The organism is Kribbella qitaiheensis, from assembly GCF_042657745.1.
Taxonomy (GTDB): domain Bacteria; phylum Actinomycetota; class Actinomycetes; order Propionibacteriales; family Kribbellaceae; genus Kribbella; species Kribbella qitaiheensis.
This window is the reverse complement of sequence record NZ_JBHSKE010000075.1, coordinates 22251-35113: the sequence shown is the minus strand read 5'-3', so window position 1 is coordinate 35113 and position 12863 is coordinate 22251. Positions and strand designations below refer to the sequence as shown.

General features: G+C 67.1%; 11 protein-coding genes and 1 pseudogene. 9 read left to right on the top strand and 3 right to left on the bottom strand.

What is annotated here, in order from left to right:
- The first annotated feature begins 811 nt into the window (after nucleotides 1-811).
- The 6 genes and pseudogenes from ACFPJ1_RS39040 to cutA form a co-directional block, all read left to right on the top strand.
- On the top strand, nucleotides 812-979 hold the full coding sequence (locus ACFPJ1_RS39040; protein ID WP_380111384.1) for a hypothetical protein: 168 nt from the start codon (nucleotides 812-814) through the stop codon (nucleotides 977-979).
- Nucleotides 969-1481, top strand: a complete 513-nt coding sequence (locus ACFPJ1_RS39035) for a DUF6879 family protein (RefSeq protein WP_380111382.1) — start codon at nucleotides 969-971, stop codon at nucleotides 1479-1481. Before ACFPJ1_RS39040 ends, ACFPJ1_RS39035 begins: the two co-directional genes overlap by 11 nt.
- A gap of 17 nt (nucleotides 1482-1498) precedes the next feature.
- Nucleotides 1499-2353, top strand: coding sequence for a helix-turn-helix domain-containing protein (locus ACFPJ1_RS39030; protein ID WP_380111380.1), 855 nt, complete (start codon nucleotides 1499-1501; stop codon nucleotides 2351-2353).
- 514 nt (nucleotides 2354-2867) lie between these two features.
- A complete protein-coding gene (locus tag ACFPJ1_RS39025; RefSeq protein ID WP_380111379.1) occupies nucleotides 2868-3491 on the top strand; it encodes a hypothetical protein in 624 nt (207 codons plus the stop codon).
- Nucleotides 3492-3864: 373 nt separating this feature from the next.
- On the top strand, nucleotides 3865-4404 hold the full coding sequence (locus tag ACFPJ1_RS39020; protein ID WP_380111378.1) for a YbhB/YbcL family Raf kinase inhibitor-like protein: 540 nt from the start codon (nucleotides 3865-3867) through the stop codon (nucleotides 4402-4404).
- Nucleotides 4405-4426: 22 nt separating this feature from the next.
- Nucleotides 4427-4648 (top strand): annotated as a pseudogene (gene cutA, locus ACFPJ1_RS39015) (divalent-cation tolerance protein CutA); the annotation flags it as partial.
- A 301-nt stretch (nucleotides 4649-4949) separates the two neighbouring features.
- Here the strand turns inward: cutA and ACFPJ1_RS39010 are convergent.
- Together ACFPJ1_RS39010 and ACFPJ1_RS39005 are read right to left on the bottom strand one after the other, a co-directional pair.
- Nucleotides 4950-5273, bottom strand: a complete 324-nt coding sequence (locus ACFPJ1_RS39010) for a hypothetical protein (protein ID WP_380111572.1) — start codon at nucleotides 5271-5273, stop codon at nucleotides 4950-4952.
- A 27-nt stretch (nucleotides 5274-5300) separates the two neighbouring features.
- A complete protein-coding gene (locus tag ACFPJ1_RS39005; protein ID WP_380111377.1) occupies nucleotides 5301-5651 on the bottom strand; it encodes a hypothetical protein in 351 nt (116 codons plus the stop codon).
- Nucleotides 5652-5970: 319 nt separating this feature from the next.
- Here ACFPJ1_RS39005 and ACFPJ1_RS39000 point away from each other — a divergent pair, with 319 nt between their 5' ends.
- Nucleotides 5971-7356: a helix-turn-helix domain-containing protein gene (locus ACFPJ1_RS39000; RefSeq protein WP_380111376.1), complete on the top strand. Its 1386-nt coding sequence runs from the start codon at nucleotides 5971-5973 to the stop codon at nucleotides 7354-7356.
- Nucleotides 7353-8243, top strand: a complete 891-nt coding sequence (locus ACFPJ1_RS38995; protein WP_380111375.1) for a phosphotransferase enzyme family protein — start codon at nucleotides 7353-7355, stop codon at nucleotides 8241-8243. Before ACFPJ1_RS39000 ends, ACFPJ1_RS38995 begins: the two co-directional genes overlap by 4 nt.
- Before the next feature lie 564 nt (nucleotides 8244-8807).
- On the opposite strand, the gene ACFPJ1_RS38990 is transcribed toward ACFPJ1_RS38995, so the two are convergent.
- The gene (locus ACFPJ1_RS38990; RefSeq protein ID WP_380111374.1) at nucleotides 8808-9689 is read right to left on the bottom strand and encodes an alpha/beta fold hydrolase; all 882 of its coding nucleotides are present in this window, start codon (nucleotides 9687-9689) and stop codon (nucleotides 8808-8810) included.
- Between the two features lie 166 nt (nucleotides 9690-9855).
- Between ACFPJ1_RS38990 and ACFPJ1_RS38985 the strand changes: the two genes are divergently transcribed.
- The gene (locus ACFPJ1_RS38985) at nucleotides 9856-12732 is read left to right on the top strand and encodes a helix-turn-helix transcriptional regulator (protein ID WP_380111373.1); all 2877 of its coding nucleotides are present in this window, start codon (nucleotides 9856-9858) and stop codon (nucleotides 12730-12732) included.
- Nucleotides 12733-12863: the final 131 nt, after the last annotated feature.

The following is a 12863-nucleotide window of genomic DNA, read 5'->3' as shown; positions in this document are numbered from 1 at the left end:
TCGGCGCCAGCTCGCAAGCCGAATGAGCAAGCACTACGGTCAGAACGCCACCGTGCTGAATCGGATGTTCTTGGGACGTCCCGTGCAGCACGAGGTACGCCGTACGCGCAGTCGACGACCCGAACCGCGCATCCAGCTCCGCCACCCAAGCAGCGATCTCCGATGGCTTGATCGTCCGCAAACTGGCGCCGCCCAAACACGGGTACGACGTACAGCCCAAAGACGACTCGTACTTGAGCGCCGTAGCCGGATCCACCACCCGGGACGCCAGCCATCTCTCGGCAACCTCCTCAAACCGAACCTTCCCGGCATCCGGATCGATGTACTCCCCACGCTCCCGATCCGTCTCCATCGCAGCCCCATGCCGCTCCGCAGCCGTGTTGGTCGCGAACGCCTTAGACCGCCCCCCGCCCCTCTGGATCCACTCACCCGGCAAGCCACCGCTTCCCGCGTCCCCGTTTGGCGGTCCGAACCCGAGTCGTCGTCCCGTCCGCCAGCTTCACCGCCCGAGTCCATTGATCTTTGACGTAGGCCATCGCGCCGCGTCTCTCCCTCGTGTTGACGTGCGGTAGCTCAATGCATGGGTCGCGGAGAGAACGGCGTTCAAGCAGCGGACGGGCGAGCAGTGACTGTCACCCCGACCTCAGCGACGAGACCGCGTCTGCGGTGCGTGACACGCCGGTAGCTCTTCGCTTCTGATCGCATCCAACTATGCTGCAAGTCCATGCAAGCTCACGGGATTGGGGTAGAGATCATGGCATTGCGATACGTCGGCACAGATACCAACTGCCCGAATACGAACTGTCCGACCGTGTGGGTCGACGAGGCCGACGGCAGCCTGGTGATTCAGGGGTACAAGCTCGACGCTGAGACGATGGGCGAGGTGAATGCCACAGCTCCAGTTCAGGAGAACGAGACGGTGGTGCGGATCCCGGCTCGGATGGCGTCGGTCCTGAGGGGAGCAATGGGTGACGGCTGAGCCTCTCGCCTTCCAACTGTTCCGGTCGGCTCAGCGCAGCGCGCTGCACCTCGAGACCCGGGATTTGTACGAGCCCGAGGACCCCGACTGGAACGAATGGAAGGCGGGCAATCATTTCGATCCTGCCGAGCGCTGGCAGACGTTCCACGATCTGGTGCGTGACACGACCGGCAGGGGAGTCGAGGTCCGGCGTGCTCGCATCGTGTCGGAGCCGATCAGTGAGTACGTGCAGTTCGAGTACGACGTCACCGAGCCGCACAACATCGCCGCCGGCGAGCAAGTGCGTTGGCTGCCGCGCCAGCAAACAACCGGGCTCTTGGTCCCACCGAACGACTTCTGGATCTTCGACGAGCAAATCGTGCTCTGGAACTTCAGCGACGGCGACGGAACATGGGTGGGTGAAGAGCGCACCGACGACCCGGACCTGGCTAAGTTGTGCGTAGCAGCGTTCGACGCCGTATGGGATCGAGCGATCCCGCACAAGGAGTACCACCCGAGCTGACACGAGGCCTGTAACCGTTGCCGACACCCCCTGCCTTCTCGAACGCCCAGAAGGCCAAACGCGACTTCGGCGCCCGTCTCGGTGAGATCCGGAAGACTGCCGGTCTCACCGCACGGGCGCTCGCGTCGTCCTGCGGCTGGCACGAGTCAAAGGTCTCGCGCATCGAAAACGGCAAGACCGCGCCGTCAGCCTATGACATCCGTCTCTGGGCGGCACATTGCGACGCCTCTGACCAGACCGGGGATCTCATCGCTTCGTTGGAAGCGATCGAGGGCATGTTTGTCCAGTGGAGGCGGATGGAGCGCGCCGGGCTTCGACGCGCCCACGAGTCAGTGATGCCCGTCTGGCAGCGCACAAGACGCTTTCGTACGTACTCACCTTGGCTGATCCCTGGCGCAGTACAGACCGAGAGCTACGCGCGCGCACTCCTTCGCGGCACCGCAGCCCGCCGCGGACTGCCAGATGACGTCGAGGGTGCCGTCAACGTGCGGAACGAGCGCCTGAAGTTGCTCCACCAGAAGGACAGAACGTTCGCCGTTTTGATCGAGGAGGCAGTCCTCCGAAACGTCATGGGGGACACGGACATCATGGCCGGGCAACTCGGCTATCTGCTAACTGTCAGCGAGCTGCCATCAGTTTCCCTCGGCATTCTGCCCCTGGGCGCTGACCGCACGGCGATGCCCCCAGTCGAGGACTTCTGGATCTTCGACGACGCCCAGGTCAACGTCGAGCTCATCTCCGGCTACCTCACCATCACGCAGCCCGGCGAGGTCGCGATGTACGCCGACGCCTTCGCCCGCCTCGCCGAAGTCGCCGTCGTCGGAGCCCCCGCACGCCGCCTGATCGCCACCGCACTCGAGGCCCTCGAATAGTCGTGCAAGTACGTGCAAGTTCGTAGTCTCCGAGCCTTCCGAACTCCTACCGTCTAACCACGGTCAAGGCGATGGGTGAGCCCCGAGCGTGCGTAGGGCGGTACGCGGTTCCCCTGCCCTGTCGCCCTGGCCGATCCAAGCGTTAGCTGCGATCGGAGTGCGACAAGGTGGACCTGACCAGGCAGCGGACGGACGACTGGCCGGTGCTGCGCTCAGCACAAGAACTGGATTGCGACGGCCGCAACCCACACACTGACGATCCGTGCATCCTCGGCTATCACCAGGGCCCACACCGAGACGAGGCCGGTACCGCGTGGCTCGATGACGGTGACCTCGCCCGCCCCGACTGGCCAAATGGCTAAGCCTCGATCCACCCAGTGCAGCTAGGCGCTGTTAGCGTGTCACCTCCGGCCGTCCGCCCGGTTTGGGGGATTGCCTGGGGACGGGCTTCGGGTCGAGGGTAGGAGTGCCGGCGACGCCGCTGGGGTGTCGCCTCTTTGAAGGGAGGTGGGCCGTGTACGCACGCTCCACCACCATGATGGCCCAGCCCGACCGTATCGATGGCGGCATCGCGCTGGTCAATGACGAACTGATGTCGATGATGACCGACATCGATGGCTGCATGGGCCTGTCTATGCTGGTCGACCGGTCGAGCGGCCGCTGCATCGCCACGAGCTCGTGGGAGACCGAGGAGGCCATGCGCGCGAGCAACGAGCAGCTCCAGCCCGTCCGGCAGCGCCTGCTCGAGACCTTGGGCGGGGACGGCCTCGAGGTCCAGGAGTGGGAGATCGCGATCCTCCACCGTGACCACGAGTCGCCTGCCGGGGCCTGCGCCAGGGTGACGTGGGCTCGCCCACCGGCGGGTCAGCTGGGCGCCGCCGTGGATGGGTTCAAGACCGACGTATTGCCGCTCCTGGAGAACCAGGACGGGTTCTGCAGCGCGAGCATGCTCATCGACCGTGAGGCCGGGATGCTGTGCGGCACGGTCAGCTTCGAGAGCAGGGCCACCCTCGAGGGCACCCGAGAGTTCGCCGCCGAGCAGCGGGCCACGATGGCCGAGCGTACCGGGATCGAGTTCGTGGACGTCCTCGAGTGCGAACTCGCCATCCACCATCTGAGGGTGCCCGAGTTGGTCTGACCGCCGCTCGTCCCTTCCGTCATTCCGGCGGCTTGCCCGCCTGGCCGGAGTGCGGAAGGGTCGGCGCCTCGAACGCGACTCTCCGGCCTCAGGTCGTGCGGTCAACTGCACTCTCACGGAGAACCCGCAGCTGAAGCACGCCCGGGGCTCCTCGGGGCCCGCTTCCGAGACCCGACGCCGTGTTGCCGCATCGTGGTGGCGCTGCCGGCGGACACCACTCGGCAAGGTCGCGGCCTACACTGCGACACCAACGACCGCCTGACCGAGGTCACCGACCCGGTTGAACCTGTCCACGTCAGACCGCCAGTTGCCGCTGGTGACGTCGTCTTCGTGCCGGAGCGATAACAAGTGCGGTAGCAAGTACCGTGAAAGGGTGCGACTGCGGCTACTGCTGTGGGTGACCGTGCTTCTCGGCACGGCCGCCTGCGGCGGTGCCGAGAACGGGAAGGAGCCTGCCGTGACCGCACCCTCCAGCATCACCGTGACCAGTCCGGCATTCCGCGACGGCGAGACAATCCCGCGCAAGTACACCTGCGACGGCGAGGGTGTGCCGCCACCGCTGGCCTGGAAGGACATCCCGGCGAACGCCGGAGCCTTGGCTCTGGTGGTCGACGACCCTGACGCACCCCGGGGCACCTTCACCCACTGGGTCGTGCTCGACCTCGAAGGAACAACCGCCTCACTGGCACAAGGCGGGGTACCGCCGGGCGTGAAGCAGGCGAAGAACTCGGGAGGCAAGACCGGGTACTACGGTCCCTGCCCGCCGAGCGGAACGCACCACTATCGCTTCACCGTCTATGCGTTGTCCGGACCGACGGGCATCCCGGACGGCGCCGGCCTCGACGATGCCCTGAAAGCGATCGACGCCAAGACCATCGCCCGCGGCCGTCTCACGGCCCTGTACTCCCGCTGACCTGATGTGACCCAGGTCATAGGTGACGAGCCATCTGCAGGTGTCGACAGCCGCGCCGACGCGCGAGGACGCATTTCGCCTTGCAGCATCGGCAGTCCGTAATGGCTTGGCGGCCGGCGCCCAGATCGTCGGTCCGGTGGTGTCTGTGTTCTGGCATGCGGGGGAGTACGGCGAGGGCGAGGAGTGGCAGGTGCTTCTCAAGACCTCTGTGGCGCGGTATCCCGAGCTGGAGACGCTCCTCCTCGCCGAGCATCCGTGGGACAACCCGGAAATCGGCGCGACGCCAATGGTGGCCGGGTCGCCCGCACCTCGGCTGGCTCGACAAGTCCACGGCCAAGGATTAGCTGCTCGCCTGCTTCAGGCGTCCGGGATATCGAGTGCCACGCTGCGCCCGCTCGGCTGGAGGGGCTCGCGGGGCGCCGAGCGGGCGCAGCTTCGGGGCGGGAGCGCTGGCTGGTTGGTGAGGTGGCCGGGCAGGCGCTCCCGGTGGAACGGCGGAACGGACGCGGGGTGCACGGGACTTGAGGAGAACGAGGAGATGTCCCTCAGCACGTCCGCTCCGCCGGCTTGTTGGCTATCAGCACGTCGTGGCTGCTCTGCCGGAGGTGGTCTCGGATCTCTGCCGGATTTCCGAGGAGGGCGAGGTGATGCAGTGTGGGTACTACGAGGGGTTGCCCCTCGGACTCCATCAAAGATCCGAGGAGATCGAAGACCGCGGTCGGTGGTCCGAGCTGTTCGATGTACACCTTCGTCAGCTGCAGATCGTGCTTGACCGCGTAGGCAGTGAGCCTCCGATGGATGACGAGCAGCTCACCGGCGTTCCGCACGAATTGCATCGAGATGAAGCCGAGGGCTGGCACGCCTGACATCGCCGACCGTCCTTCCAGCCGTGGCGTCTATTGGCCGACCACGATCGTGATGCCGTTCGACTCGAGCCGCTGGGTGACTGATGCAGGTTCGCCGGCAACCTCGAAGTGGTGCAGGTCGGGCGCGATGATCATGCGCTCCTCGTCCTGCATCACTGCCGCGAGAAGGTCATGGAAGGCTTCCGGAGAGGTCTCGATCTCATCGACGTGGATTGCGGCGAGATGCACGCCGCGGCGCTGAGCGGTCTCGACGATGATCTGCCGGGCTCTGGCCAGCTCCGCCTCGTTCATGAGGAAGTGCTTCCGGATGTAGCCGTGCGCCTGCATGCTGTCGCCCCGCTCGCGGTGATCGGTGGTGGTGCCTGGAAGGCTGCTCGTCATCTGATGAGCTCGTTCTGATCATTCATTGCGGCCAGAGAGGTCCCGCAGTACGTCCGTGAGCATCGCGATCGTCAGGCCGGCGGCGAGGCAGGACACGATGAAGAGGGCTGTCGTCATGGCTGGTTCCTTCGTTTGGGCGGTGCGGATCCGGCCGCGTCGCTCGTCGGGTTGTTTCACTCTCTGTATCCACACCATGGCGTCGTAGTGAGCCGTCCCACTACAGGCTGTGCTCATCGAGAGGACCTATCGGCGGCGCCGATAGACTCACCGGATCGCCCGGGCTAACTTCACAGAGCCGCCTAGGGGACAAGGAGTGACGATGACGGCACCGCAGCCGCTGCTCGACTCCGCCTGGTGGGACCGCCCCGAACTCCGTCCGGTCCTAGCATCACGTGACGTAGCTGGCATCTTCCGCTGGCTGCAGCGCCACGGCTGGAGTCAGACCCAGATCGGCGCACGCACGTGTCAGTCGCAGGGCGAGGTGTCGGAGATCCTCAACGGCCGCCAGGTGAAGGCGTACGACGTCCTGGAACGCGTCGCGGACGCATTCAAGATCCCGCGCGGTTCGATGGGTCTGGCCTACAGCGCCACAGGCGGGACGGAGAGCTCCCAGTCGCGAGAGCTGACCCCAGAGGACCGGAGGAACTTCGCGGGCGCCGTGGCGAGCGTGGCCTTTGGATCCGTGAATGATCAAGCTCAGAAATGGTTGCCCGAGTTTCCTAACAGCGTTGCGGCCGTGCCGCCAGTCATCACCGAATCTGACGTCGAACAGGTCGTGTCGCTGACAGCCGAACTGCGCAAACTGGACCAGCGCTACGGCGGGGGAGCGGCGGTCGACGCGGCGCGCGGGTTCTATGGCTATGCCCGTCGGATGATCCACTCTGCGGCGGATCGGCGTACGCATCGGGATCTCAAGGTCTCACTCGCAGACTTCAGCAGCATGCTCGGCTGGTCGTTCCACGATATCGGCGATCAGTCATCTGCAAGGCGCTTCCTCATGAACGCGCTCGTGCTCGCGAAGGACGCCGACGAACCATCCCTGGCATCTTCGATCCTCTATCGCCTCGGCAGGGTGAGCATGCAAGAAGCACAGCCCGTCGAAGCACTCAAGATGCTCCAACTGGGCCAACTCGCGGCGCAAGATGCCGGCGATCCGGCAGAGGTGGCACGGTTGCACGCGAACGAGGCTCTGGCCTATGCGATGCTCGGGAAACACGATCATGTTCGCGATGCACTCGCACGCGCCGAGCACGAAATGGGCCGCGCCGACAAGAGCCGGGTTTCGCCGTGGACCACCCTGTACTTCACTCCAGGCGACTACACCGGGCACCAGGCGCTCGTCTACAACTCACTCGCCGGGTATGCCAAGGACTCGGCGCAGAGCCGCGAGTACGCCGTACGCGCCGTGGCTTTCGCGCACCAGGCGATCACGGAGTCCGGTCCGGACCGATCTCGACGCAGTCGGACGTTCGATCGGATCGTGTTGTCGACCAACCTGATTCGGACTAACGAGCTAGAGGTCGGCGTCGACGTGGCCCGCGACGTAATCAACGACGCGCAGCACTTGCGGAGTGGTCGCGGTGTCAGCCGCCTTGCAGAGATCGCAACCGCAGCCTCGCATCACTCTCACAACTCCGACGCGGTCGACCTGATGCACCAACTCGAAGCTGTCCGCACCACTGCGCCGAAGGCACTGACTGTATGACGAACCTGACCGCCGAGCTCGACCAACGGCTGAAGCACGCCCTAAAAGGCATCTGCCAAGAGTCAGGCCTACTCGCGGACGAAGCAGAACTCATCAAGTACACGAACAACGCCGTCTACCGCCTCCCCACCCAGGGTGTCGTCGTCAGGTTCGGTGCCGGCGATCTGGCCAGCCAACGAGCCGACCACGTCGCCCGCATCGCCAGGTGGCTCCAAGACCACGACGCCCCCGCCGTCAGGCTCGCACCCGGCTTGGCGCAGCCTGTTCTCTTCGAGAACTACTCAGCAACGATCTGGCAGCTTCTCGAAGGCAGCAACCCAGACTGGACCGGAGCCGAACTCGCAGCCCCGCTGCTCGGCTGGCACAAACTCACCCCGATGACCGGCCTCAAACCCTGGGATCCCTTCGGCAGCGCTCGCAGCAGACTAGCCATGGCCGACGGCCTACCCACCGATGACCACGCCTGGCTCACCCAACAATGGGCCGACATCGAAGCCGACTACCGCGCCCTGATCCCCGACCTCAAGATGGGCCTCCTCCACGGCGACGCCTACATCGGCAATCTCCTCCGAGAACCCACCGGCCGCTATGTCCTGTGCGACTTCGACGGCACCAGCATCGGCCCCCTCGCCTATGACCTAGTCGTCGCCGCCGTCAGCGCCCTCCGCTTCGGCGCAATCCAAGACCACCAAGCCCTAGCCACCACCTACGGTCTAGACGTCACCACCCTCGCGTCCTGGCCGACCCTCCGCCGAATCCGAGAACTAGTCCTCGTCACCAGCGTCATCACCGACCTCCGCAACCGCCCCGACATCGCCAAAGTCCACGCCCACCGCCTAGCAACCCTCAGATCCGGCGCCAACGAACTCTGGCGTCGCTACACCTAGGTGCGTTCCGCCCGTCAGGCGGTCACCCTGTGCGTCTCGCACAGTGACCGCCCGCGTGTCCCGACGGCGAACGAGTCGAGTGAGGGGTATCTGCCCGCGCCTTCGCCAGCTATCTCCAGCTCATGGCTGACTCCCATGTCTACGAGATGCATTGAAGCACGGACTCTGGGCGGTGAGCGTTCATAGACCGGGGCTCGATGTTAGGAACCGGTTGTTAGGGAAAGATCTTCGGCTGTGATGGTTGCGTCCGTCCCTGGGAGTCTGGATGCGCGCAGAGCCTCGAGCGCTTTGGGAACGTCGCGGGCGTATAGCGCGATGGCCAGGCCCGCGAGTGGCTGGACGCCTTCAAATCCTGCGGTTTCGAGCGACTCGTGGTCAAGGGCGCGTCGACCAGGGACCGGCCCGCGCCGCGACTGGGTGAAGGTCAATTCTGTAGGGGTCAATCGTGTTCGGCTTGGCGGATGGACCTCCTCAGCGAGGTCGACAGCAATCTGGGCGGACCGGCTGTGCACAGTAACTGTCGGGCACCGTTGGGTTCGGCCAGTTCGACCTTTTGAGCCGGCCCTACGCGGAGACGCGGCGGGTCAGGGCGGCCAGTTCGCGGTTGAAGCGCTCCGGCTCCTCGAGGTGCGGGGTGTGGCCGACGCCTTCGTACCAGGAGGGCTCGGCGGTCGGGCAGACGGCGAGGACGTGCTCGGCCATCGCTGGTAGCACGACGGTGTCCGCTCGGCCGTGGGCGACCAGCAGGGGCACCTCAAGGGTGCGCAGTACGTCGTCACCGTCGATCTCGCGCGCCGCGAGATTTGCGCGGATTCGCGCGGGCACAGTCATGCTGGAGCACAGCAGGGTCTCGAGGTCGTCGGGCGGGAAAGGCTTGGCCGGCCAGGCCTTGACCAGAGCGCGCATGGCTCGGATGTTGGTCGGCAGGTCGTCTGCAATGGCGTCGGCGAAATGGTCGAGGAAACCGGGGCCGATCAGCGTGCCGAACGCCTTCCCGCCCAGATTGACGGCCCCGCCGACGAAGTCGATGGCGGCGACCCGGTGCTGGCCGTGGGCGCGCAGGTAGTCGCAGATGATGAAGCCGCCGTACGACCAGCCCACCAGCACCGCCCGGTCGAGACGCAGGTGCTCGATGATCGCCGCCACGTCGTCAGCCCACAGCTCGCCATCGGTGTAGTGGTCCGGTTCGAGGGGGGCCTCCGACATCCCGTGGCCGCGCAGGTCGCAGGCCACGAGCCGAAACTCGTCGGCGAGCGCGCTCTGGTACTGCTTGGCCCAGCAGAGGTGACTTTGCGACAAGCCGTGAAGGAACAGGATGGGCGGCCCGTCCGCCCTGCCCCACTCGCGGACGTGCAGCCGCAGGCCGCCGCCGCCTTGTACCGTGTGGATCTTCGTCGGCCCGATCGGCTTCTGCTCAAGCGACGCGGGCTGTGTGATCGCTGTCATGTCTCGGCCCCCTCGTGTCTGTCGGATCAACAGGATCGTCACCGGGGAGAAGCCGGCGGCGCATCGGCCGGGGAGACTTATCCTCCGCGTCCGACTACGTATCTACCGGCCGCGGTATGCGTACGAGAGCCTTTCGCGCCGGTGCCGGCGGCGCGATACTGCCTGGATGGGGGCTCTCGTGAGCGGCGTGTTCGTCGGACGTGTACGCGAGCTCGGGGAGCTCGAGCGGGTCCTCGACGCGGCGCGGGCGGGGAGCGGCACGACTGCGCTCCTCAGTGGGGACGCGGGCATCGGCAAGACCCGGCTGGCGTCCGAGTTCGCGGCGCGCGCCCGCGACGCAGGATTCGAGGTCCTTCTCGGGCGTTCGATCGATCTCGTCGGCACCGAACTTCCGTACCAGCCGTTCGTCGAGGCTCTGCGGCCGTTCGCAGAGCTTCCGCGGGTGGAGGGGCCGATGGTGGGCTCGCAACTGCGGGTCTTCGAGGAGACGCTCGCCCTGCTCAGCGAGCGCGCGGCCGCCGCACCGGTGCTGCTCATGCTCGAGGATTTGCACTGGGCTGATGCCTCGACGCTGGATCTCGTCGTCTTCCTCGCCCACAACCTCGACGACCGGCCGGTCCTGCTGCTTGCGACCTACCGCGCGGACGAGCTCTCCTCGGCTGAGCGGATGCGCCGGCTTGCGGCGGGCGTCCGGCGCTCAGGCTCAGCGCTCGTGCTGGAGCTTGGTCCGCTCAGGCCCGAGGAGATGGCGGCGCTGCTCGCGGCCCACGCCGAGGCTACCCAGCCAGCGGCGCTGACGGATGCGATCGTCAGCCGATCCGAAGGCAATCCCTTCTTCGCAGAAGAGCTTCTCTCCGCGGCCGGCGACCAGAACGGCGCGCTCCCGCACGGCCTTCGCGACCTGCTGTTGCAGAGGGTCGCACAGCTCGACCCTCCGACGCAGACCCTGCTGCGCCTGGCCGCGGCTGCCGGACGCGACGTCGGCTACCCGCTGCTCAGCGCACTCGCTGCGCGCCCGGAGCACGACGTACATGACTCGCTCCGAGAGGCGGTCGAGCACGCCGTTCTCGTCGCCGACCAGGCCACCGGCAGCTTCCGCTTCCGCCACGCCCTGCTCGCGGAGGCGATCTACGCGACAATCCTGCCCGGCGAGCGCGAGGAGCTTCACGCGAAGCTGGCCGCCGAGCTCGCACGCAGCGGAGCTGCGACGCCGGCGGAGCTCGCGCCGCATTGGGAGGCGGCGGGTCGCAGCGCGGAGGCGCTCGCCGCGTCCGTGGACGCTGCACGCCAAGCGGAGGCGATCTTCGGCCTCGCGGAGGCTCACACGCATCTCGAGCGGGCGCTCGCGCTCTGGCATACGGTGCCGGCCCCGGCCGAGCTCGCCGGACTCAGCATTGTCGAACTCTGCGCCTGGACAGCAGAGCTCGCCAGCCAAGTCGGTTCCGCCCCGCGCGCGGTCGAACTCGCCCAGCGGGCGATCGAGCTCATCGGCACAGAAGACCCGCACCGTGCGTCACTCCTCCAAGTGCGCCTCGGCGAGTACCTCCACGAGACCGGCGATGACCACGCCGGACTCGCCGCGTTGGAGCGCGCGGTCGAGCTCGTGCCGCCGGAGCTGCCCTCAGCGGAGCGCGCGTACGCGCTGGGATCACTCGCCGGCGGGCTGATGGTGGCCTGGCGCCATGCGGAGTCGCTCCCGATCGGCGAGCAGGCGCTCGCGCTCGCTCAGGGCGTCGGCTCAGGCGACGCCGAGGTCCGAGCGCTCACCGTGCGCGGGGGCGACCTCGCTTACCTAGGCCGCGGGGAGGAGGGTCTGACCCATCTTCGTCAGGCCTTGCAGCTCGCCGAGGAGATCGGCGATCACATCGGCCTGGACCGGGCGTACGTGAATCTCACCGACGCGCTGACGATGCTGGGCCGGCCCCAGGAGTCGGCGCGACTGGGGAACGCGGGCCTCGAGCTGATGCGCCGGTACGGGATCGACAGCGTCCCGCTCGTGGCGAACTCCATCGAGGCGCTGCTCGCCATCGGCGAGTGGGACAAAGCCGACAGCCTTAGCGCGGCCGCGCTGCGCGCGACGACCGCGAGCTTCCCGTACATGCTCCTCATGCTCCGCGCCGACCTCGAGGTCGGCCGCGGCGACTTCGAGGCCGCACGCTCACACCTCAACGCCGCGCTGGCCACGCTGCGCGAGGACCGTGGGCAGGGGATATACGACGTCTATCTCGCAGAGCTCGCGCTGTGGCAGCGCCGGTGGACCGAGGCCGACCAGGCTGTACGCGACGGCCTGGCCGGGGCGTGCTCCGGTGAGGCCGCCCAGCTCCGGGTCTGGTTCTGCGCTAAAGGGCTCCGCGCACAGGCGGAGCTGTCAGCCCTCGCACGCGCCCGGCATGATGGGGACGCGTGCGAGGGCTGGCTCGCCCGGGCACGCAAGCTCATCGCCGTCGCTCGCCGCGACGCCGCCGAGGCCTCAGCGGTCACACCGAACGCCGCCGGCTGGCTCGCCCTGGCCGAGGCCGAATACAACCGCGCCCACGACATCGCCCAGCCCGACCCGTGGTCGGCGGCCGCAGCCGCCTGGGATCGGCTCGAACGCCCGCCGCTCGCCGCCTACTGCCGCTGGCGCGAAGCCGAGGCCCTGGTCGCTGCCGGCGCCTCCCGCCGCGAGGCGAGTGCGCCGCTCATGGACGCGTATGCCTTCGCAGCCCGCAGTGGAGCAAAGCCTCTGCTACGCGAGCTGAAGCTACTCGCGGAACGGGCACGGCTCGAGCTCGCGCCGCCGGAGGCCGAGCCGTCCAGCAGAAAGCAGCGCCCGGAGGAAACCCTCGGCCTAAGCCCGCGTGAAGCAGACGTTCTCGCTCTTCTCGCTCGGGGCTACACCAACCGTGAGATCGCCGCGGAACTCGTCATCAGCGTCAGAACGGCCGGCGTCCACGTCTCGCACATCCTGCGCAAGCTCGGCGTGCCGAACCGGATCGAGGCGGCCGCCATCGCGCACCGCGTCTCTCCGCCGTATGCCTGGCAACCCGCGCCCGACGCCTGACGCCTGACGCCTGACGCGACGACGCCGCTCGATCGCACAACCATGACTCGCGGAGGATAGGCCCACGGTGGAACAACGTGGAGGTCTTCACGGGAACGGGTTCGGGGTGCAGAGTGGTGACCACGCGCCAG